The sequence below is a fragment of the Microbacterium sp. KNMS genome (genome assembly GCF_053851835.1).
In genome coordinates this window covers 34,138-53,050 of sequence record NZ_JBSQBP010000016.1, presented here as the reverse complement: position 1 = coordinate 53,050, position 18,913 = coordinate 34,138, and the positions used below count along the sequence as shown (strand labels likewise).

30 protein-coding genes are annotated in these 18,913 nt (G+C 71.0%); all 30 read right to left on the bottom strand.

Features of this window, described 5'->3' with window-relative positions:
* Window positions 1-233: 233 nt before the first annotated feature.
* Entirely contained in the window at window positions 234-614 is a 381-nt protein-coding gene (locus tag ACWXWW_RS11305) for a hypothetical protein (RefSeq protein ID WP_455969972.1), read from the bottom strand.
* Between the two features lie 2 nt (window positions 615-616).
* Entirely contained in the window at window positions 617-928 is a 312-nt protein-coding gene (locus ACWXWW_RS11300) for a hypothetical protein (protein ID WP_455969971.1), read from the bottom strand.
* A gap of 1 nt (window position 929) precedes the next feature.
* Window positions 930-1,343, bottom strand: a complete 414-nt coding sequence (locus ACWXWW_RS11295; protein ID WP_455969970.1) for a hypothetical protein — start codon at window positions 1,341-1,343, stop codon at window positions 930-932.
* The gene (locus tag ACWXWW_RS11290; protein ID WP_455969969.1) at window positions 1,340-1,465 is read right to left on the bottom strand and encodes a hypothetical protein; all 126 of its coding nucleotides are present in this window, start codon (window positions 1,463-1,465) and stop codon (window positions 1,340-1,342) included. The genes ACWXWW_RS11295 and ACWXWW_RS11290 overlap by 4 nt, the downstream gene beginning before the upstream one ends.
* Window positions 1,466-1,468: 3 nt before the next feature.
* On the bottom strand, window positions 1,469-2,323 hold the full coding sequence (locus tag ACWXWW_RS11285; protein ID WP_455969968.1) for a M23 family metallopeptidase: 855 nt from the start codon (window positions 2,321-2,323) through the stop codon (window positions 1,469-1,471).
* A complete protein-coding gene (locus tag ACWXWW_RS11280) occupies window positions 2,323-2,538 on the bottom strand; it encodes a hypothetical protein (protein ID WP_455969967.1) in 216 nt (71 codons plus the stop codon). The genes ACWXWW_RS11285 and ACWXWW_RS11280 overlap by 1 nt, the downstream gene beginning before the upstream one ends.
* Window positions 2,539-2,630: 92 nt before the next feature.
* Window positions 2,631-3,113 (bottom strand): hypothetical protein, encoded by a 483-nt coding sequence (locus ACWXWW_RS11275; RefSeq protein ID WP_455969966.1) that lies wholly within the window; start codon window positions 3,111-3,113, stop codon window positions 2,631-2,633.
* Between the two features lie 25 nt (window positions 3,114-3,138).
* The gene (locus ACWXWW_RS11270; protein WP_455969965.1) at window positions 3,139-3,492 is read right to left on the bottom strand and encodes a hypothetical protein; all 354 of its coding nucleotides are present in this window, start codon (window positions 3,490-3,492) and stop codon (window positions 3,139-3,141) included.
* 85 nt (window positions 3,493-3,577) lie between these two features.
* On the bottom strand, window positions 3,578-3,952 hold the full coding sequence (locus tag ACWXWW_RS11265; RefSeq protein WP_455969964.1) for a hypothetical protein: 375 nt from the start codon (window positions 3,950-3,952) through the stop codon (window positions 3,578-3,580).
* Between the two features lie 99 nt (window positions 3,953-4,051).
* Window positions 4,052-4,429, bottom strand: coding sequence for a hypothetical protein (locus tag ACWXWW_RS11260; RefSeq protein WP_455969963.1), 378 nt, complete (start codon window positions 4,427-4,429; stop codon window positions 4,052-4,054).
* Window positions 4,430-4,567: 138 nt separating this feature from the next.
* Window positions 4,568-4,873 (bottom strand): GPW/gp25 family protein, encoded by a 306-nt coding sequence (locus tag ACWXWW_RS11255; protein WP_455969962.1) that lies wholly within the window; start codon window positions 4,871-4,873, stop codon window positions 4,568-4,570.
* Window positions 4,874-4,882: 9 nt separating this feature from the next.
* Window positions 4,883-5,125, bottom strand: a complete 243-nt coding sequence (locus tag ACWXWW_RS11250; RefSeq protein ID WP_455969961.1) for a hypothetical protein — start codon at window positions 5,123-5,125, stop codon at window positions 4,883-4,885.
* Window positions 5,122-5,643, bottom strand: coding sequence for a hypothetical protein (locus ACWXWW_RS11245; protein WP_455969960.1), 522 nt, complete (start codon window positions 5,641-5,643; stop codon window positions 5,122-5,124). Before ACWXWW_RS11245 ends, ACWXWW_RS11250 begins: the two co-directional genes overlap by 4 nt.
* Window positions 5,644-5,645: 2 nt before the next feature.
* On the bottom strand, window positions 5,646-6,221 hold the full coding sequence (locus tag ACWXWW_RS11240; protein WP_455969959.1) for a hypothetical protein: 576 nt from the start codon (window positions 6,219-6,221) through the stop codon (window positions 5,646-5,648).
* Entirely contained in the window at window positions 6,218-7,402 is a 1,185-nt protein-coding gene (locus tag ACWXWW_RS11235) for a baseplate J/gp47 family protein (RefSeq protein WP_455969958.1), read from the bottom strand. Before ACWXWW_RS11235 ends, ACWXWW_RS11240 begins: the two co-directional genes overlap by 4 nt.
* Before the next feature lie 3 nt (window positions 7,403-7,405).
* A complete protein-coding gene (locus tag ACWXWW_RS11230) occupies window positions 7,406-8,185 on the bottom strand; it encodes a hypothetical protein (protein ID WP_455969957.1) in 780 nt (259 codons plus the stop codon).
* Window positions 8,186-8,198: 13 nt separating this feature from the next.
* Window positions 8,199-8,693 carry a hypothetical protein gene (locus ACWXWW_RS11225; RefSeq protein WP_455969956.1) on the bottom strand — a complete coding sequence of 165 codons (495 nt, stop codon included), beginning with the start codon at window positions 8,691-8,693 and terminating at the stop codon, window positions 8,199-8,201.
* The gene (locus ACWXWW_RS11220; RefSeq protein WP_455969955.1) at window positions 8,690-11,932 is read right to left on the bottom strand and encodes a phage tail tape measure protein; all 3,243 of its coding nucleotides are present in this window, start codon (window positions 11,930-11,932) and stop codon (window positions 8,690-8,692) included. The genes ACWXWW_RS11225 and ACWXWW_RS11220 overlap by 4 nt, the downstream gene beginning before the upstream one ends.
* Window positions 11,933-11,947: 15 nt before the next feature.
* On the bottom strand, window positions 11,948-12,166 hold the full coding sequence (locus ACWXWW_RS11215) for a hypothetical protein (protein ID WP_455969954.1): 219 nt from the start codon (window positions 12,164-12,166) through the stop codon (window positions 11,948-11,950).
* 29 nt (window positions 12,167-12,195) lie between these two features.
* A complete protein-coding gene (locus ACWXWW_RS11210) occupies window positions 12,196-12,714 on the bottom strand; it encodes a hypothetical protein (RefSeq protein ID WP_455969953.1) in 519 nt (172 codons plus the stop codon).
* On the bottom strand, window positions 12,711-13,118 hold the full coding sequence (locus tag ACWXWW_RS11205) for a hypothetical protein (RefSeq protein ID WP_455969952.1): 408 nt from the start codon (window positions 13,116-13,118) through the stop codon (window positions 12,711-12,713). Before ACWXWW_RS11205 ends, ACWXWW_RS11210 begins: the two co-directional genes overlap by 4 nt.
* Before the next feature lie 22 nt (window positions 13,119-13,140).
* The gene (locus ACWXWW_RS11200; protein WP_455969951.1) at window positions 13,141-14,247 is read right to left on the bottom strand and encodes a phage tail sheath subtilisin-like domain-containing protein; all 1,107 of its coding nucleotides are present in this window, start codon (window positions 14,245-14,247) and stop codon (window positions 13,141-13,143) included.
* Window positions 14,247-14,804 carry a hypothetical protein gene (locus ACWXWW_RS11195; protein ID WP_455969950.1) on the bottom strand — a complete coding sequence of 186 codons (558 nt, stop codon included), beginning with the start codon at window positions 14,802-14,804 and terminating at the stop codon, window positions 14,247-14,249. The genes ACWXWW_RS11200 and ACWXWW_RS11195 overlap by 1 nt, the downstream gene beginning before the upstream one ends.
* Entirely contained in the window at window positions 14,801-15,301 is a 501-nt protein-coding gene (locus ACWXWW_RS11190) for a hypothetical protein (protein ID WP_455969949.1), read from the bottom strand. The genes ACWXWW_RS11195 and ACWXWW_RS11190 overlap by 4 nt, the downstream gene beginning before the upstream one ends.
* A gap of 41 nt (window positions 15,302-15,342) precedes the next feature.
* On the bottom strand, window positions 15,343-15,759 hold the full coding sequence (locus ACWXWW_RS11185) for a hypothetical protein (protein ID WP_455969948.1): 417 nt from the start codon (window positions 15,757-15,759) through the stop codon (window positions 15,343-15,345).
* 3 nt (window positions 15,760-15,762) lie between these two features.
* Window positions 15,763-16,035, bottom strand: coding sequence for a hypothetical protein (locus tag ACWXWW_RS11180; protein WP_455969947.1), 273 nt, complete (start codon window positions 16,033-16,035; stop codon window positions 15,763-15,765).
* Window positions 16,032-16,415: a hypothetical protein gene (locus ACWXWW_RS11175; protein WP_455969946.1), complete on the bottom strand. Its 384-nt coding sequence runs from the start codon at window positions 16,413-16,415 to the stop codon at window positions 16,032-16,034. Before ACWXWW_RS11175 ends, ACWXWW_RS11180 begins: the two co-directional genes overlap by 4 nt.
* Window positions 16,415-17,329, bottom strand: coding sequence for a phage major capsid protein (locus ACWXWW_RS11170; protein ID WP_455969945.1), 915 nt, complete (start codon window positions 17,327-17,329; stop codon window positions 16,415-16,417). The genes ACWXWW_RS11175 and ACWXWW_RS11170 overlap by 1 nt, the downstream gene beginning before the upstream one ends.
* A gap of 13 nt (window positions 17,330-17,342) precedes the next feature.
* On the bottom strand, window positions 17,343-17,705 hold the full coding sequence (locus ACWXWW_RS11165) for a capsid cement protein (protein ID WP_455969944.1): 363 nt from the start codon (window positions 17,703-17,705) through the stop codon (window positions 17,343-17,345).
* Between the two features lie 2 nt (window positions 17,706-17,707).
* The gene (locus ACWXWW_RS11160; protein ID WP_455969943.1) at window positions 17,708-18,913 is read right to left on the bottom strand and encodes a head maturation protease, ClpP-related; all 1,206 of its coding nucleotides are present in this window, start codon (window positions 18,911-18,913) and stop codon (window positions 17,708-17,710) included.

The window sequence follows — 18,913 nt, the reverse complement described above, 5'->3', positions numbered from 1 at the left end:
CGGACGAAGGCGCCCGCCCAGACGGGAGGCGCGCGGAGACTCCCCAGAAGCCTCGCTCGCGCGCTCGGGCCAGCGAGCCCCCAGAGCTCACCAACCGCAACACCATAGAGCACTGTCCTGACCCGCTGATACGCCCCACGACGAAACGCCCCCTCCCGGGGAGCCAGCCGCCGCGGAGGCGTCTGTAGCTCACCCAGGAGGGGGCGTGGTGTGTTCGGCCGCGAGACGCGGCGTCAGGGCTTGTCGAAGGGCGGCTCGTCGGAGCGCGCGCGAGCGGCCGAGCCATCGGCGAGGTTCGCCTGCTCCGTCTTCGCGGGCGCCGTCGGCGCGGCTTGGGTGACGTACTCGACGGGGGTCTTCGTGGAACCGAGGAAACCCTCGACCCACGGCCAGCGCTTCGCAAGCCAGCGCACGGTCGCGTAGTAGCCGACGATCACGGCGGCGGTCGCGACGAGCTCGAGCACGCGCGCGACCTCGATGCCCGCGGCCTGGTCGAGCCAGGCGAGCGCGTCGCCCACGGCGGGGACGAGCGCGATGAGCTGCGCGAGGACGAGACCGACGAGCGCGGGCACGCCAGTTCGGATGGCCGCGATGACGCGGTCGTTGTTCAGCATGGTCAGTCCTTTCGGGACGGGTACGGGGGCAGGTGGTGAGGTCCGAGGCACGGGGCGTCGATGATCACGCGACGGTGCACGGCGAGGGACTCCTCGACGATGCGAGCTCGGCGCGCCGCGTCGTCCTCGGCGGCCTCGGACGCTTCGGCGCGCGCGATCGCGCGATCGCGTTCTTGGATGGCCTTGTCCACCTCGGCGCGGCGCTTCTGCAGCTGGCCCGCGCGGGCGTCCTTGGCCCAGTCGAGCAGCTTGACGAGCACGCCGCTGACAGCGGAGGAGGTGAGCAGGAGGGCGAGGAGCTGGGGCCACTCCATGTCACCTCCGGGGCTCGAAGCTGTACTTCCTGATCAGCAGCCACCGGATCGCGAACGGGGTCGCGGCGAGCGCGATCATTCCGAGCTGCGTCAGCCGTGACCCGTTCGAGGTCAGGTGGAGGCTGAGCACGACGATCGCGTATACGCCGAGGCCTGCGACGGCGAGCGTGATCGAGAGTCGCTCGGCCCACCACCAGCCGGGGAACACGGTGAGCAGGCCGCCGAATCCGCCGGTGATGAGGAGCACGGACCATGCGACGGTGAGCGCTGCGCCGAGGACGCCCTCGATGCTGTTGGGCGGGTCGAGGAGCGTGGCGATGCCGGTCCCGAGCGTGACGGCGTAGACGAAGGCGTAGGCGAGCTTGAGGTGCCGGGGCTCGCTGATGGATGCCCAGACCCGGCGCACGGACTTCACGTCCGGGCTCCGTACGATCGGGCGACGACGAGCGCGGCTCCGGCGATCCCGAGCGCCCACGCGGTGAGGGCCGCGGCCGCGAGGAGCGCTGCTCCCCGGGCCACGGCCTGGCGCTGCACCATGGGTCAGCCTCGCGTGTAGCGCTTGCGGTACGACACCTTCGCGAGCTGGATGCCGTTCTCCGCGTTGTCGACCATGATGCGGCCGCGGACGGGCTTGGCGCCGCCGAAGCTGTAGATGTCGACGTACTGGCCTCGGCCGTGGAGGATCACCTTGTCGCGCGCGGCGATCTGCTTCCAGTGGCCGTCCGCCTGCTTCTCCTCGTAGATCGCCCACACCGACGCGGACTCGCGCTCGGCCGGGCCGGTGAAGACGAGGTCGAGGACGATGGTGCCCTCCTCGGACTGTCCGGCGCCCGTCTCGGCGAAGCTGTGCATGCCCTTCTGCAGCTGGATCGGCCAGGCCTGCCCGGGCTTTCCGTCGAGGCCCTGCTTGAGGGTCAGGCTCTTGCTCTCGTGCATGTCGTCCTCCTCGGACTTGTTCGCGTTCGGCGCGGATGCGCCCTGGTCTTCTGCGTTGGCCGCGGCCATGTAGGCGATCGGCTCGAGCGAGTTCCACGCGGGGTCGCGGATCTCGAAGTGGGAGTGCACGCCGGTGCTGTTGCCGGTCGTGCCCATCAGGCCGATGAACTCGCCCTGCCGGACGTGCTGGCCCTCGCGGACGGCGAGCCACGCGTGGTGCATGAGGCGGATGCTGTCGCCGTTCGGGCGGCGGATGCGCCCTTCGTTGCCCGCGCCGCCGTTGTAACGCGCGAGGGTGATGATGCCGTCGCACGGCGCGACGACGCGCTCGAACCCGACGAGGTCGATGCCGTGATGGAACGTCGCGGGCCGACCGGTGACGGGGTGCGTGCGCGGGCCGTAGAACGACGTGACGGTGGGGCGGACGCTCGATCCGTCCGGCCAGACGAGGGCGGGCATCAGGCGTCCTCCCCGTCCTCGTAGCCCTCCACGACGAGCTCGCCGTCCTCGAGGTACGCGAGGTCGTCCGATCCGTCGGGGTAGATGACGATCACGCGGTCGGTGTCGGCGAGCGCCTCGCGGATGAGGCGGTCGCACTCCGCGCCGTGCGCGTCGGTCTCGGCCTCGGTCGCGAGCTCGGGGATCGCGGGCAGCTGCACGCGCTTGATAGCCATGACGGCTCCTCTCTCGAGCCGCTCGGGCCCGGGAACGCGAGAAGCCGCCCCCGAGGTCGGGGACGGCTTCTCGATGGATGGATGGCGCCGAGCTACTGCTCGACGTGAGGGAACCCGGTGACGAAGAACAGGACGTTGGTCGCTGTGCCGAGGTTCGAGGGGATCGACGCGTAGCGGAACGTCACCGAGGTCAGCACCGGTGTGTCGGTCGGCACGTAGCGGTGCATCGTGCCGACGACCATCGACGAGGTCGACGAGACACCATCAGCCCCGATCGTCCCGGTGACACCGCGCGCAGTGTCGAGCGCCGTGGTGAGGTTGAACGACGCGGACTTCCACGCGGTGGTCGGTGTCACCGTCGCGTTGAACCGCTGCGTCACGGGCAGCTGGGCCCGCCACACGCCGCCGACGTACTCGACGTCGAATCCGAGCGTGGTGTCGAACCAGACGATCCCCTCGCGCGTGTGCGGGTACGCGAGGCGCTGCGCCGTGGTGCCGATCAGCTGACCCGGGCGCGACTTGAGCTCGCCAGCGATCCGCTGCGCGAGCGCCGTGATCTGAGATGCGAGGCTCACCGCGCACCCCCGATCGCGGCGAGCGCTACGCCGGCGCGGGGTACCCGATCACCTGGACCGACCACGTGATGTCGCCGGCCGAGGTCATCAGCGCGGTGGTCGCGAGGTCGACTTGCGTGATCTTCGTTCCGCCCGGGTGCGAGACCGTGCCGATGGGCATGACCGACGTGGAGACGGAGATACCGATCGGCGAGGCCGTCGCGAGCCACGGCCGGGTGCCGTCGATCGGCGTCGTGAGCGTGACCGTGCCGCGAGCCCGGGTGTTCACCGACGTGGTCTGCACGATGTTCACCGTCTGCACGATGGGCCGGTCCTTGAGCGGCTTGATCTCCTGAGCGATGCGGGTCGCGAGCTCGGCGACGCGCGACGCCAGGCTCACCGCACGCCTCCAACCGCGAGACGAGCGCGCCGAGACGCGTGGGGCCCATTAGAAGCCCCCCCCCGAAAATCGGGGTACCCGGAGGCTACGTCGTGATGATCACGAGCGAGATCGCCGACATCGTGCCGGAGCCGTTCGCCTGCACGATGCCATCCCCGAATGCGGACACTCCGCGTGTCGGGACGAAGTTCGGCGAGTACGCCACGCCGGCCTGCCGCGAAGGCGGACGCAGTCCGGGCTGCAGGGTGAAGAGGTTCTCCCCCGCGGCCGGGCTGATCGCCGTCGAGTAGATGGCCTGCAGCGTGACGACGTTCCCGATCTTCTGCGCGCGAATGCCGGCGGGCGGATACGCCGCCCCCGGCATGATCACGGCCGCGTCCGTGAGGATCGGCGAGAAGCGGGTTCGGAACTCGTTCGCGATCCGCTGCGCGAGCGCAGTCACCTGCGATGCGAGGCTCACCGGACACTCCCCGCGGCGAGCGCCCGAAGGCGAGGTGCTGGTCGAGTGCGGAGAGGCCCATTAGAAGACCCCCCCCCCCGAAAATCGAGGGTGCGGAGGTCAGGTGCCCGGCGTGATGAACACCGCCGTGAACCGGGCGATCTGCGCGGTTCCCGACACGAAGCCCGTCACCGACCCGTCGACGGCGACGCGCACCGTCCCGGCGAGCGGCCCGCCCGATGCGATCAGCACGCCCCACGTCTGCACCGCGGGACGGTACCCCGACGCGAACGTGCCGAGCTCGATCTGCCCCGTCACGGAAACCGGCGCCAGCTCGATCGTGGCCACGCACAGTCCGCCCACTTTCCGGATGTGCCGACTGAACACCGGATACCCCGCGGCCGGGGTGTAGGTGCTCGAGGTGATTGGGCCGAACCGAGCGGCGAACTCCTGGCCGATGCGCGTGGCCAGCTCGGAGACCCGCTGCGCGAGACTCACTGCGCGATCCCCGAGACGCGAGCTCGCTGGCGACGGAGGACGTGAAGGCGGCCATCAAAGCCCCCCCCCCGCGAGAATCGGGTTGGGTCGTCGGGGCGGCCTCAGGCATGCGCGTGGTGCGTGTCATGTCGGCTCCTTTCAGATGATGACGGTGATCGTCGACAGCGGAGTGCCGTCAGCGAGCAGGGTGGCGATGGTGGAGGTCTGCGGCTCCTGCACGCGCGGCTCCCACGCGGCGATCGCGTAGGCGATCTCGCCGGCGTCGAGCTGGACGGAGCCGAGCTGGTCGATCAGGCCGTAGTTCGGCAGCGCGGCGCGCTCCCCGACCCGGGTGGACAGTAGCGACCGGACGGACTGGGCGAGGTCGGCCGGGCTGTCCTGCACGAGCGTGCGGAAGCCGCCGGCGGGCGTGAGCTCGAGCGGGAGCCGGAGGGTGGCTGCCATGGTGCTCTCCTATTCGTCGACGGACACGATCCACGGGCCCGTCGAGGTGAAGACGAGCAGGACGTGCATGCCGGGCGCGATCGGGCCGGAGGCGGTCGCACGCGGCCCGCGGCAGGGCCCCACGGGGTGGTCGGAGGACTGGCCGACCGGGGTCGCGAACACGCCCGCCTCGCTGATCGCCGTGACGACCGCGTCGGTGGGCGCGAGCGGCACGGCCGGCGACCGCCTGCGCACGAGGTCGTCGAGGCTCACGGCGCGGCGAGCGCCGTGTTGAACGCGGCGACGAAGTCGGTCTCGGTGTTGCCGACGTCGAGCGCGGACGGCACCCCGAGCTGGTTGCGGGCAGCTGCGGCGTCCGCCCCTCCCGTGCCGCCGTTCGCGACCGGCAGGACTCCCCTGACGCCAGGGCGCGGGGAGTTCTGCAGGGGCGACGCGGCCTCGGTGCTCTCGAGGTTCACGAGCAGGGACGGGGCGACGCTCAGGCCGGTGCCGCCGTTCGCGACGGGAAGCGGGCGCGTCGACATCGCGTTGACGACCCACTCCCAGTCGCCGGCGGTGCCGGAGAGGTTCACCTCGAGGCGCGACGTGGTGAGGTTGAAGATCACCATGCCGCGCCAGAGGTTCGTGAGCACGTCGCGCTCGGCCGTCGTGACCGCCCGGATGCCGGGCGTCTGGTCGATCGCCTCGGCGAGCACCTGGATGTCGGAGCGCGGCTTGTCCGGGTCGGGCGGCTCGGGGAACGGGTACCCCTTGCTGGTGGTCGTGGCCATCGTCACTCCTCCGCGTTCTCGTAGGTGCCGGCCGTGGCTTCGGCCTCGGCGTAGGTGCCGGCGACGTCCTCGGCCTCCTGGTACGCGTGCGGCGGGAAGAACACGTACGTGAAGGTCATGCCGGCGGGCCGGTGGCGCTCGGCGAGCGCGGTGATCGTGTCCCGCGTCGTGCCGGGCTTGTAGTCCGACTCGTACACGCGGATCACCGCGTGCCACGGGTTCGGGTCGCGTTCCGACACCTGCACGCGCTTGAGACCCGTCAGCGCCGTGCGGATGGACTCGAGCAGCGCGCGGTAGGTGCCGGCGCGCCAGGTCGGTCGGGTGCGGATCACCTCGCGCTGCTGCTCAGGCGTGAGCGTCGGGTCCGGGGTGACGCCCACGAGCTGCGCGATCCAGGCCGGGTCGGTGCGGTCGAGGTCGAACGCGACCGGCCAGCCCGCGGCGGTCGTCCCGGCGAGCTCGTCGGTGCGCGCGACCGGGTCCGTGAGCGCTTCGACGAGGGGCGCCAGGAGCGGGCCCGCGTTGCGGCGGAAGCCCGCGCCGAGCGCGAGCAGCACCCGGTCGGAGAACGCGCTCACGATGCCGCCACCGTGACGGTCGCGTTCACGAGCGCGCCAGGCCCGGCGAGCGCGACGTCGGCGGTTCCGCCGTTGAGGGTGATCACGTCGATGGCTGCCACGCCGGGGACGTTCGCGACGACGATCGCGACGTCGAGGGTGCGCAGCACCGTCGTCTCCACCCACTGCGACGGGTCGCCGCCGCTGCCCCACGCGGCGGGCGAGAGCGCCGCCGTGACCGCCTCGGCGACCGCGGCCTGCACTCCGGCGGGCTCGTGGGTCGCCGCGGCCGTCACGGTCACGTTCACCGCGACGGCGGTGCGGGTCGGGTTGATGATGTTGACCACGAACCCGACCTCGCGGATGTCCTCGATCGCCGCGCGCAGGCGGTCCACCTCGAACGCTGCGAGGTTCCCGCCCGCCGCGTTCACGGGGATCAGAGTGACGGTCCGGTCAGCAGGGACGCTCGGGTTGGCCGGGTCGTAGCGGTCGAGCGCGAGCGCGCGGCGGACGCCGGGCACGGTGCCCGCGAACCGGGCGAGGTCGGCGGCGCGCACTCCGCCGGGCTTGAGTGTCGCGAGCCACGCGGTGAAGCGGGACAGGAACGCCGGGAGCGTCTCCGCGCCCTCGCCGCCTGTCGCGGCCGCGGTGAGCGTGGCTGAGACGAACACGGGCGACACGGTCTGGATCGAGGCGGGGACGCCGGCACCGCCGACGTTCCACTCGTCGCCCGCGTCGTACGCGAGGAAGTCGACCGTCACGTCGCCACGCCAGTACCCGGCGGACTCGCCTGCGGCGACCTGCGTGAACGCGGCGACGCGCTGCACCTGAGCGGGCACGACGAACGCCTGCCCGTTCACGGCGATCGTGAAGCCCGCGGGGACGGTCACCGCGCGCGAGAACGGCTCGGTGCCCGCGGACGGCGGCAGTTGGGCGGTGAGCTTCACGGACGGGAGCACGGCCTTGGTTCCGGCGATCGGCTCGAAGCCGAACGCCGCCGCGACGCCCGCGGCCGCGTAGTCCGCAGCGTGCACCGCGGCCGCGTTCACCTCCGCGAGCTGGAAGGCGATCTCCTCGGCGAGCGCGACCTCGGGTGCGCCCTCGGTGGGGAGCCATCCGGGGATGCGCGCGGCGATGCCGGAGAGGATGCTCGTGCCGATCTGCTTGTGGTCGACGGGAAGGGGCAGCGGCTCCCAGGGCATGGGTCACACTCCGATCGTCTTGGGTCGTGTCAGCTGCACTCGGCCGGGTGCGATGTGCGGGATCTCGCGTTCCCACTCGTGGACGAGCCAGGGGCCGTCAGCGGGGCCGCTGCCGTAGAGCTCGACAACGGAGCCGGCGTCAGCGGTCCAGGTGTCGTCGACCTCGAACGACGCGCGGTCCTGTGGCTGCGCGACGTCGAGGGTGAAGGTGATGCGGCCGCGGACGGCTCCGCGCGAGCTCGTCACGCGGGCGCTCGGGGCTCGGGCGAGGAGCGTGGCGTCGGAGGCGATGATGAGGCGCCTGCCATCGGAGAACGCCCGCGCGCCGAGGCGGTCGGCGAGCGCGGAGATCTCCCGCCAGGAGTCGGTCTCCTCGAGCAGGGAGCGGCCGGCGCCCTCGACGTGCACCTGGCCGATCGCGGCCTCGACGTCGACGGGCACGCCCGCCTCCGCGCAGTACCGGCCGATGATGTCGGATGCCGGGAGCGCGACCTGGTACATGATGCGGCCGCGCTGGGCACGCAGCGCCGTGGCGATCGCGTCCTCGTACACGAGTCGCACGACCGCGCCGGTGCGGCGGATCGCGACGAGCTGCCAGTCGCGGCCCGCGGCCGTCGCGGTGCGTGCCTCGGTGAGCTCGGCGGCGAGGTGGATCTCGGGGAGCGCGACGGTGAGGGTCGACGCGCCGAGGATGCGGGTGCGGACCTTCGCCGATGTGGCCGCCGCGACGAGGTCGAGGCGGGGCCCTGAGGGGGTGGTGATCGTGAGGGCAGATGCTTTCACGACCACCACCTCCCTATTCGTTGAGGGCCTCGCGGAGAGCTTCCGCGTACCCCTCGGGTGTGACAGGGACGCTCTCGGTGAGCGTCAGGGTCACGTCCTGCTGGATACGCTGCCCGTCGTCGGCGGTCACGAACTCGCCCCAGTCGACACCGGTGATCGCCCAGTTGACGGACAGCGGGACGCGCACGTTGCCGGACACCCTGACGAGGGTGGGCGGGTTGTGCTCGCCGGTCTTCCGGCGACCCGCTGACGCCCAGTCCTGCAGCGCGCGGATCTCGCCCTCGACGGTGTACTCCCATCCCGGGAGGTACCGGTCGAAGCGGAGCGGGAGCGTGTAGGTGCGGAGCGGCTGCTCCGTCCACACGAGGATCGGCTCGCGCAGGCGCCGCGGCACTTCCTTCCACCCGCCGACTCCGCCAGCGAGCTTGTCCGTGCCGATGAGCTTGAGCGTCATGTACGGCAGGCCGGGGAGGAGCGCCGTGATCCGCACATTCAGGTCGCGGGTCACAGGCGCGCCTCCTCGTCAGCTGCTTCCTCGAGCACCGTCTCCGCGATCACCCGGCCGTCCGGGAGGACAACCTGGATGATCGTCGGTCCGCCACGCGTCGCGCCGACCTCCACCTCGACGTCCTCGAGCGAGGACGAGATGTCGGAGGCGCTCTGCCCGGTGAAGACCGGCACCTGCGGGTACACGTACCCGTCAGCGCCGGGGACGAAGAACTCGGGGACGCCGGCGTCGCCGACGACGTACCCCTTGCCCTTCTTGACCGGCCCGCCGTTCGCGAGCATCGGGAACACACCGCCATCGCTCATCGCGAGGTGGATGTGGTTGTAGTGCTGCGCCTGCACCGCCGGGGACCATCCCGCGAACGGCTGCCCGTTGAGCAGCTGCCGCGATCCGGCCGGGGTGTAGATCAGCTCCGACGCGTTCGGGAACAGCGCGGCGACCTTGTTGAAGGTCTCCATCGTGGCGGGGATGAGGTCGATCGCGCGCCCGAGCGCGTGGTACGACTGCCCGCCGTTGACGGTGCGCGAGCCGGGCCGGTAGTTCGACGTCATGACGATGCCGGGGTCAGCGGCCTGGACCATCGCCCACATGGCCTCCCAGCCCATGCCTGCCGTCCCGGTGCCTGCCCGTCCGCCGCCGGTGAACATGCTGACCATGGACTCGACGAGCATGATCGGCAGCTCGCCGACCGCCCGCTGGAAGACGTTCCCGCCTTCCCCGAGCAGCGGCCGCAGGATGCCATCGATGACGTGCTTCTGGATCGCGCCAGCCGGGTCGGTGAGGAAGTCCCCGGCGAGCGACGCGGCCGACGTGATCGTGTCCCAGATCCCTGCTCCGAAGTCACCGATCGCGCCGAACACGCCGCCGTCCGCGAACTTCTGGCCCTTGCGCGCGGCCGCGTTGAGGCGTTCGACGCCCGCGGGCCCACCCACGGCGCGGGTGAACTCGGGGCGCATGATCGCCTCGCCGCCGCTGAGCGCGAGGAAGCCCGCGGTGGGCGAGTAGAACTGGTGCACGTCGCGGCCCGGCGTGTAGCCGGGCATGACGCCACCCTCGGCGAACTCGACGAGTCCGGCCTTCGGGAGCTTGAGGTCCTCGAGGCCGAGGTTCCCGACGACGTCGTTCCAGAACGACCGGAGGCCGTTGTTCCACACCGTGTCGAGGATGAAGTTGATCGGGTTCGCGGCCGCGGCCTTGATCCCGTTCCACGCCGTCTCGATCGCCTTCGCACCATTCTGGAAGCCGAGGACGATGAGGTCGACCCCGTCCCGGAACGGCTTGAAGACGTTCGTGTCGATCCACGTCCACACGACGCCGAAGGCCTCCTGCACCGCGGTCCAGATGGCGGTCAGCTGGTCGCGCGCGGAGCCCGACCCTGTGATCAGGGACGAGATCCAGTTGATGCCGACCGACACCCACTGAACGACCTTCGTCAGCCACCCGACGAGGGTGCCGAGCGCGCCGACCGCGAGCTGCAGGATCGGCGGGATGAGCTCCATCACGACCGGCAGGAACGCGCTCATCAGGCCGATCAGCGGGGGCAGCAGCACCCCGACGAGCGGGATGAGCGCGTTGACGATCGGCATGAACGCCAGGCCCAGGTCGAGCACCGGCGGCAGCAGCGGCATGATCATCATGAGCAGCTGCCCGGCGAACTGAGCGAGGGTCGTGATCAGCGGGGCCGCCATCGTCAGCGACGTGACGAGTGCGCCGCCGATCCCCTGCGCGAGCTGCATCACGGTCGGCATGAGCCCGGTGACCGCCTCGACGAGCGCGCCGGAGAGCATCGTCGCGACGGGCATGAGCGCGGGGACGAGCTGCTGCAGCACCTGCATCAGCGCGCCGCCGAGCGTCGTGGCCAGCAGCCCGAACATCTCGCCGAGCTGCGGGAGCACCGGCTGGATGGCGGTGAGGATCAGCGACAGCGGCGAGAACGCCTGCCACAGCGCGAGCAGCGGCGTCACGAGCGGGCCGATCGTCTCGCCCAGCCCGCCGAACCACTCGACCGCGCGGCCGAGCACGTCGGCGATCACAGGCGAGAGCTCCTGCGTCTTCGTCGCGAGGGAGCCCATGGCCCCGCCGACGAGGTTGAAGATCGCGGTGCCGAGCGGCTCGAGCGCGGCGAGCGCGTTGTTCTTGATGAGCTGCCACGATTCGGCGGCGTCGGCGGTCTCCTTGCCGACGCTGAGGATGGTGTCCCCGGTGGCGCCGGTGGCGGCCATGAGGTCGTCCATGCTCAGCACGCCGGACTGCAGCGCGCCGACGAACTGCGACGCGCCCTTGGTGCCGAACACCTGCGAGGCGAGGTCGAGCGCGGCCGCGGTGTCGCCCGTGTCGACGTAGCCCTGCAGCTCGGAGGTGACGCGCTTGAACGCGTCGGCCGGCTGCTCGCCGTCGCGGGCGAGGTTGACGAGGCCCTTCGACAGGCCGCCCATGACCTGGTCGGCGTTGAGACCGGCCTTGTCGAGCGTACCCATGAGGGCGATCGAGTCCTCGAACCCGAAGCCGAGCTCGGTGAGCGCGGGGGCGACCTTCTGCACTCCGCCGGCGAGCTCGTTCATCCCGACGCCCGTGGCCTGCGACACCTGGAAGAGCGAGTCCATCGCGCCGGAGACCGCGTCGCCCTCGATCTTGAAAGCGGAGAACGCAGCCGACGTGCTCTGGATGTCGACGTCCTGGCCGAGGATGCGGCCGGCCTCGAGGTACTGCGATGCGACGGTGTCGAGGGTGTCGCCGCTCAGCCCCATGCGGGTGTTGAGGTCGGCGACGACGGGCGCGATCTTCCCGAACTCGACGGGCACGTTCCGGCCGACGTTCTTCGCGACGTCGGTGAGTCCGTTGAGGGCGTCCCCGGTCGCGCCCGTGCCGACGCGGATCGTGTCGGACACGTCGTCGAACACTCCGCCGACCTGGTAGAGCGCCGTGGACGCCGCCGCCCCGGCGACCGCGAGGCCCGCGGCGACACCAGCGACGGCGCCCTTCCAGGCGCCCATCTTGCCCGAGTTGTCGTCGAGCTTGGACCCGAAGCCGTCGAGCCCGCTCGCGACGGCCCCGAGGCCCGTGTTGACCGGCAGCACGCTGCTGGCGATCTTGTCGAGACCGCCGGCGAACGTGCCGAGCTTCTTGGCTCCGCTGCCGACCTTCGAGCCGGAGTCCTCGACCGCGGTGCCGACCTCGCGCGCCTGCTTCGCGGCCCGCTCGGTCCCCGACGTGCGGAAGGTCAGGAGAACAACAGCCATGACAGCACCCCCGTCTCAGCGACCACGCGAGAGCTTCGCGAGGTTCTTGCCCAGCCACTTGGTGATCGCTTGCGCGGTGAGGCCGGCGGTCCTACCCGCGAGGTAGTCCATGCGGCCCCGGTCGCGCTCCTCCTCGAGACGAACGCGCTCGGCGAGAATGTGTCCCGCCAAGCGCGCGTCGTCCGCCTCGAGCGCCAGGTATGCGAGGGGGTCCCATCCGTAGATGGAGGCCACCGCGGCCGCTTTCACGGCCCGGTGGCCCTTCAGTTTCCCTCGTACTCCTCGATCGCCTGAGCCTCGGCGAAGCCCGCCCAGCGAGTCAGCGTCGCGGCCTGCGCCATGATGTCGCCGTCCGTGAAGAACAGCGCACGCACGACAGCGACCGAGCGCTCGAGGCCCGGCTTGCCGAGCATCTCGGCGAGGTCGCCGTCGAACTTCGGCCAGTCGCCCGGCTCGCCGATCGGCTTGCCGTTCTCGTCGCGCTGGAAGACGCCGAGGCAGCACTGGGCGAGCAGGATCGCCTCAGCGAACTGCCCGTCCTTGTCCTTGGCCTTCTCCGCGTTGCTGTTGATGCGCTTGATCTCGTCCTGCTCCGGGGAGCGGTAGCGGACGTAGACCGGGATCTCCCATCGCGGGACCCGGAGATCGAGGTGCAGCTCAGCCTCGATCCGCTCACGCTCCGCGCGCAGGCCCGCGAGAGGGGACGAGGGCGCAGCGGGGACTTCGCCCTCGTGTCGGTCGTCGTGCGTGTTGAAGTCGCTCATCTGGTCGTTCCCGTTCATGCCGTGGCCTTGATCACCGCGGTCGCGGTGAGCATTCGGACGTCGTCCGAGTTGGAGTCGTAGTCGCCGCCCGTGACCGACGAGACGACGCCGGTCCAGGTGCGGGGCTTGCCGAACGCGACGCCATCGACGTCGGTCGGCTGCTCGGTGATCGTGAGGATGCCGACGCCCACGCGGTTGCGGAGCTGGCGCTCGACCTCGAGGTCGCGCGCTGGCTCCCAGCGGCGCGAAATCGTCACGTCGCTGATGTCGGGTCGACCGGAGTCGACCTGCTGCTGCTTCGTCCCGCCCGCGCGGTACTTCGAGACCTCGGCCGTGGACTCGCCGCCGGAGCGGGTGTCGAAGATGCCGAGCGACTTGCCGTCGAGCGATGCCGAGACGATCGCCTGAGAGGTGGTTCCCATGGTGGTGGTTGTTCCCTTCCCGTCAGCCCGCGAGCGAGGTGACGATGTTGATGACGATCTGCTCGGCAGCGGTCGACGCGGTGATCGCGATGTCCGCGTGGACCTCGCCGGCGGCGGCGGTCTCGGCGGTGTTGTTCGAGAAGTCGCACACGACCGAGAAGGCGTCGTCCGGGGTGGCGCCGTACAGCGCGCCAGCGGTGTGGAGGCCGAGGAGGTACCCGCCGATGTCGCCCGCGACCTGCGACAGGAGGATGCCCTGCCCGTCGATCGGCGCGCCGAGGTACTGGTACATGAGCGCGGAGACCCGGGCGGAGATCTCCATCGTGAGGCGGCCGATGTTCAGCTGCCGCCAGACGGCCTCGGTGCTGAGCGACTTCCACCCGGTGAGGGTGACCACGCCGAGCACGTCGCGGAACACGTTCACGCCGGCGTCGTAGAGGTCGTCGACGTCCGAGTCCGAGAACACCGTCGCGACACCGAGAGCGCCGCGGACGCTGCCCGCGGCACGGCCCTGGTCGAACATCGGCGCCTGGTTCGCGTTGCCGACCGTTGCGTCGCCGCGGGCGGCGAGGCCCGCTGCGATGATCGACGCCGGGACCGAGCGCGCGGCGCCCGCACCGGGAACCGACACCCACGGGGCGAAGATGCCCGCCCGCTCGGTGCCGGCCGTCGCGGCGAGCGCGGCTGCGGCCGTGGCGATCGTCGTGGCGTCGGCGTTCTCGGCGACGTCGAGGAAGGCCACGCGGTGCGGGGCGGCGGCGACGTGCGCGAGGAGGGCGGCGTGTGCGGCCGCGGTGGAGACGCCGGGGATGGCGACCTGGCCGGGGCCGTAGGAGGGCGTGAGGAGGTCGAGCGCGGCGGTCCAATCCGCCTCGGTGACCTCGGCTGCGGCCGCGGTGGCGCGCACGACGATGACCTCGGGGACGCCCTGCGTGAGCGCGTCGCCGATGAGGGTCGCTGTGGCAGCGGGGACGCCGGCGTCGATGGCCTGCTGGGTGGAAGTGACGCGGGTCGGGACGGTGGGACCGCCCGTGCCGGCGAACACGTAGAACAGCGTGCCGGTCGCGGTCGGCAGCGAGGGAACCGGGAGCTCCCCGCTGATGTTGACGGATACCTGAGGACGCACCATTAGGGGGTCTCCTTAGTTGGGTTGACGGTCGGATGGACGGTTTCGAGGAGCGGGAAGCTGCGGAAGCCGGACAGGTCGAGGGCGACGCTGACGTGCGCGTCGAACATGACCTCGGCGCCCGCGATCGTGCGAGCCTGCGACTTGTCCTGCAGCAGGTCGTAGGCCTCCCCCACCCACCGCATTTCGATGGACGTGCCGGGGAGCGCCCGCGAGAGGGTGCCGGCGACGCGGATGACCTTCGCCCACGCCTGGATGCGGGTCTGCGTGTCGGCGTGATCGTCGCCACGGTCGAAGACGCCGACCGACACGTCCCACGTGCCGGAGTAGGTGTCGCGCGTGCGCTCGGCCGGCTCACCGGTTCGAGCGGCGACGATGGCGATCGCGGGCATCTCCGCCGCGCTGATCGCCTCGGTGTCGGGGACGATCTGCCACGTCTTGACCTCCCCGAGACGCTCCGCCAGCTCGAGGCGATCCAAGACCAGCGGGACGTTGGCGCGCAGCACCGCCTCGAGGGCGGTGACGATGTCGTCGCCGCCGATCACGACGGGGGTGGTCATGAGCGGTCCTCCGGGGTGACGAAGCCGAGGAGGTCGCTGGTGAGGATGGCGAGCCGGTCTCTCGGCGGGTGCGGGGATGGGTTGCGGCGCGGCATCGAACCGCCGAGGCCTTCGACGCCCTGCCGTCGGCCGCTGGCGACCTTCGACTTCGGCCCGTAGCGGCCCGCTCTGAGGTGCTGCGCGTAGTCGGGAGCTCGGAGCTGCACGGAGGCCTTCATCTGCCGGGGCGCACCGGTGAGCATGTTCTTGAGCGCGCCCGTGCGGACGAGGGTCTTGCCCGGGGTGGATGCCGCGAGGGGCTTCCACCGGCGACCGGCCACCGCGCCCTCGGTCGCGAACACCTCGCGCTCCCACTCCTGGCCGAAGTCCGCGATCATCCGCAACATCCGCGGACGGTCCTCGAGCCGGCGAGCGGCCTTGTCGAGCAGGTCCTTGCCGAGCGTGGTGTTCAGCTCGGCGCGTAGGGTGCTCTTCTCGACTGGCTTCTTGGTGGCCACGGGCAGCTCCTCTCAGAGACGACACCGCGGCGATCGCGACGTCAGCGAGGGCGGAAGGGATCGGGGTATCGCTGCGGCGGCGGGAAGGTCGCGCGGCTGATGCCGGCGACTGTCCCGTCCGCTCCGGGCATGCCGCGGAGCATCGCGAGCAGCTCGTTGAACTTCTGCTTGAGGAACCACCCGCGGCCGGCGCCTCCTGGGCCCTGCTGCTCGGGGAACTCTGCGTACTCGACCGACGACGCGATGCCGTAGGCCATGCACTGCAGAGCGAGCTGGCGGGTGGCGCCTTGAGGGTCGGGGCCGGTGACGGGGATCACCTCGGCGGCGATCTGCTGAACGAACGCGTCGAACACGCTCTCCGGCGGATTGCCGTAGACACGGTCAAGGACGTTCGGCGAGCGCTCGATGAGCAGCACGCCGACGCTCGCCTTCGTGACTTCGTCGATGATCCCCGTCATGGCTCACTCCTCGATGGGTTCGGACTTCTTGCGGGCACGCGCGGCCGAGCCGGAGACGCGCGCGGGCGCGGCCTCCGGCTCGGCGAGCTCGACGGTGGCTGCGGCCGAGGCCGGCTCCGGCGAGATCTCCTCGACGCGGATCACGCCGAAGCGCAGGAGCCGGTCGATCTCGGACTGTGCGACGCCATCAGGCAGGCGCGTCGACGGCGGGACCACGACGACCTGGCCGTTCACACGGACGACCGTGCGGACGTTGGTGACGTAGATGGTCGTCACGACGCGTCTCCTGCGCCGTCAGCGGGCGGCGCCTCGCCGTCGCCCTCAGGCTTCGACTGCTCGTCCTCCGGAGGCGTGGACTGCTCCTGCTCGGGGGCCTTGGGCGCTTCCTGCTCTGAGGCCTTGGGGGCCGCGACGGTCTTGCCCGCGTCCTTCGCCTTCGTCGAGGTCCGCTTGCCACGGGTGCTCGCACCCGTCGACGTCGGCTCGAGCTTGATCTCCTCGAGCATCCCGCGCTCGACGAGGTGCGCGAGCTGCGCCTTGTCGACACCCTCCGGGACCACGTCGCCGCGGCGGAGGATGCGGGCGACCCGGTTGCCCGAGGGCGACCCGATCGACACCTTGACGAATGCGGCGGTGACGGTGTGCTGGGCGCTCATCACGGAGCCTCCGTTCCGGTGAGGTAGAACCCGGCGAGCGGGTTCAGGACGATCGGCACGTGGACGTTGCGCGCCTGGAGACGGGTCTTGTCCGCCTCCGGCTTGCGGATGGTCGCGATCTCGACGCCCGTGTCGCCGCCGATGTGCTGGTACTCGGGCGAGGGGATCTGCTCGCGCGCGATCCCGCCGAGGCGGCGGCGGTCGAGGAAGAGCGGCGCGGTGATGTCGTCGCCGTCGTCCGGGACCCAGGTGAGCCCGGCGACCGTGGGGAAGCCGTCCGTGAGGACCTGCGCGCTGTCCTTGGGCAGCACGTCGAGCAGCTCCGGGATCACCTCGGCGTACTGCTCGCCGGGGAGGACGACGGTGTCGACGTCGTACCCGAGCTTCTGACGGCGGACGGCGGACTTCACCCGCAGCGCGTCCTTGTAGATCTGCTTGCCCGTCGTCCACGGGGCGCCCGCGGCGACCGTGTTGGTGACCGACGAAGCGATGACGCCGAGCGCCTGCTCGTTCGCCGAGAACACGAGCTCGGTCTGCAGGAACGTGAAGGCGTCGTCGATCGGCTGACGGAGGAGTCGACCGACCTGCTCGTCGGTCACCTCGGTCGCGAGGCCCTCCTTCATCGCGGAGTAGAACTCGTACTGCTCGGCCGAGAGCGTCGTGAGCTTGTACTCCGCACCGGGGGCGACGGGCTCGGCTCCGCGGTCGGCGCGGATCTTCTCGTTCGAGGGCACGCCGATGGAGCCGCCGTCGATCGTGAGGCGGCCCTGCAGGAGGAAGTACCCGAGGAACTGCTGCGCCTGCAGGATCTCCGCGAGGCGGCGAGCGACGAGCGTCGGGGACTTGATGAAGGCGATCAGCTCGGCCGGCGTGACGCTGGCGAGCTGACTCGGGGTGAAGGGGTAGGTCTGCATCGCGGTCTCCTTCTCAGAGCTGCATGGCGCGCACGAGCGCGCCGTCGGTGGCGGATGTGAGCGCGAGGAAGATCGCGGTGCCCGCGGCCAGGGTGCGCACTCCCCCGGCGCCCGCGGCCTCGAGGCGGTCGCCTCGGGTGATGGCGCCGCTGGCCTTGAGCTCGTGGATCGGCTTGCCGACCTCGACGGTGACCTTGTCCCCGATCGCGGCGTCGTGGCCGGGGATGCCGACCACCTTCGCCGATCCGGCAGCGGCAGGCGCGACTGCCATGTCGGCCGTGCCGACCTCGACAGGCTGGCCGGCGGTGACAGCCGCGGTGACGCCGAAGGTGACGGTGTCGCCCGGGCGGTACAGGGGCAGGTAGCTCTTCGACACGATCAGGCTCCTTCGGTGCTGGTGGTCGGGTAGATGGCGTTGTAGCGGCGGTCCTCCTCGGACTTCGCCGAGACGGTGTCGCCGTCCGCGTCGAAGCCAAGCTCCGCGACGGGGATGGTGTTCTCGGCGAGCGCGCTGATGAGCGCGGTCGTGCCCTCGGGGTCGGCCTTGTGGAGGGCGATGAAGTGCTCGCGGCGGGAGGCCGCGAACTTGCCCTGGGCGATGGCGCCGTCGATGAGGCGGTTGCGGGCCTCGGCGATCTGCTGCTCGCGCGCCTCGACGCCGGCGCGGGCCTGCGCGCGGAGCTCCTCGAGGGCGCTCGAGTCGATCGTGACGATGCCCTCGGGCAGCGTCGGGGCGGTGGGTCGGGCGGTGACGGCCGCGAGGATCGCCGTCTCGTCCGCGTCGTCTGCGAGCCCAAGGGAGGCTCGCATGGTGTTGAGCTGGTCGGGGGTGAAAGCCACGGCCGTCTCCTTTCCTGTGTGGGGGTCTCCGGGCGCGGACGCGGCCGGGGTCAGCGTCGCGGCGACGCGCAGGTGCGCGGCGTCCTCGACGAGGTCGGTGTCATCGGTGTCGTCGTCGCCGACGCTCGCGGTCTCGCCCGCATCGAGGACCACGGCGACGCGGTCCGCGAGGCCGAGGTCGACGGCGCCCTGCGAGGTCAGCCACGTCTCGTCTGCCAGGAGCGCGGGCCAGTCCTGGTCGCCGGCCTTGCCCTGGTAGATCTCGATCAGGGTGGCCTCGAAGCTTTCGAGGACGTCAGCGGTCTTCCGCATCTCCGTCGCGTTGCCCCAGGCGATCGTCGACGGGGAGTGGATCATCATCTGCGTCCCGGGCGACATGACCGTCTCGTCACATCCGGCGGCGATCACGCTGGCCGCCGAGGCGGCGAGGCCGTCGACCACAGCTGTGACCTTCGCCTTGTGGGCGCGCAGCATGTTGAGGATCGCCATCGCCTCGGAGACCTCGCCGCCGGGGCTGTTGATCCGCAGGATGATCTGCGACACGGTGCTCGACAGCCCGTCGAGGACGGTGCTGATGTCGTGCGCGCTGACGCCGTACCAGCCGTAGGAGCTGATCTCGCCGTACATGCGGATCGTGGCGACGTCGCCGCTCTCGCCCGCGGACGGCGTGGTGACGACGTCGAAGATGTCCGCGCGCGACTTCGGTGTGGGGCGCTCAGCCCAGTAGCGATTGACCCAATTCAT

What these genes read in the sequence shown, in the direction of transcription:
- ACWXWW_RS11305 (WP_455969972.1), bottom strand. Translation starts at nt 614, where the DNA reads ATGCTGAACAACGACCGCGTCATCGCGGCCATCCGAACTGGCGTGCCC.
- ACWXWW_RS11300 (WP_455969971.1), bottom strand. Translation starts at nt 928, where the DNA reads ATGGAGTGGCCCCAGCTCCTCGCCCTCCTGCTCACCTCCTCCGCTGTC.
- ACWXWW_RS11290 (WP_455969969.1), bottom strand. Translation starts at nt 1,465, where the DNA reads ATGGTGCAGCGCCAGGCCGTGGCCCGGGGAGCAGCGCTCCTCGCGGCC.
- ACWXWW_RS11285 (WP_455969968.1), bottom strand. Translation starts at nt 2,323, where the DNA reads ATGCCCGCCCTCGTCTGGCCGGACGGATCGAGCGTCCGCCCCACCGTC.
- ACWXWW_RS11280 (WP_455969967.1), bottom strand. Translation starts at nt 2,538, where the DNA reads ATGGCTATCAAGCGCGTGCAGCTGCCCGCGATCCCCGAGCTCGCGACC.
- ACWXWW_RS11255 (WP_455969962.1), bottom strand. Translation starts at nt 4,873, where the DNA reads ATGGCAGCCACCCTCCGGCTCCCGCTCGAGCTCACGCCCGCCGGCGGC.
- ACWXWW_RS11245 (WP_455969960.1), bottom strand. Translation starts at nt 5,643, where the DNA reads ATGGCCACGACCACCAGCAAGGGGTACCCGTTCCCCGAGCCGCCCGAC.
- ACWXWW_RS11235 (WP_455969958.1), bottom strand. Translation starts at nt 7,402, where the DNA reads ATGCCCTGGGAGCCGCTGCCCCTTCCCGTCGACCACAAGCAGATCGGC.
- ACWXWW_RS11220 (WP_455969955.1), bottom strand. Translation starts at nt 11,932, where the DNA reads ATGGCTGTTGTTCTCCTGACCTTCCGCACGTCGGGGACCGAGCGGGCC.
- ACWXWW_RS11210 (WP_455969953.1), bottom strand. Translation starts at nt 12,714, where the DNA reads ATGAACGGGAACGACCAGATGAGCGACTTCAACACGCACGACGACCGA.
- ACWXWW_RS11205 (WP_455969952.1), bottom strand. Translation starts at nt 13,118, where the DNA reads ATGGGAACCACCTCTCAGGCGATCGTCTCGGCATCGCTCGACGGCAAG.
- ACWXWW_RS11200 (WP_455969951.1), bottom strand. Translation starts at nt 14,247, where the DNA reads ATGGTGCGTCCTCAGGTATCCGTCAACATCAGCGGGGAGCTCCCGGTT.
- ACWXWW_RS11195 (WP_455969950.1), bottom strand. Translation starts at nt 14,804, where the DNA reads ATGACCACCCCCGTCGTGATCGGCGGCGACGACATCGTCACCGCCCTC.
- ACWXWW_RS11185 (WP_455969948.1), bottom strand. Translation starts at nt 15,759, where the DNA reads ATGACGGGGATCATCGACGAAGTCACGAAGGCGAGCGTCGGCGTGCTG.
- ACWXWW_RS11175 (WP_455969946.1), bottom strand. Translation starts at nt 16,415, where the DNA reads ATGAGCGCCCAGCACACCGTCACCGCCGCATTCGTCAAGGTGTCGATC.
- ACWXWW_RS11170 (WP_455969945.1), bottom strand. Translation starts at nt 17,329, where the DNA reads ATGCAGACCTACCCCTTCACCCCGAGTCAGCTCGCCAGCGTCACGCCG.
- ACWXWW_RS11160 (WP_455969943.1), bottom strand. Translation starts at nt 18,913, where the DNA reads ATGAATTGGGTCAATCGCTACTGGGCTGAGCGCCCCACACCGAAGTCG.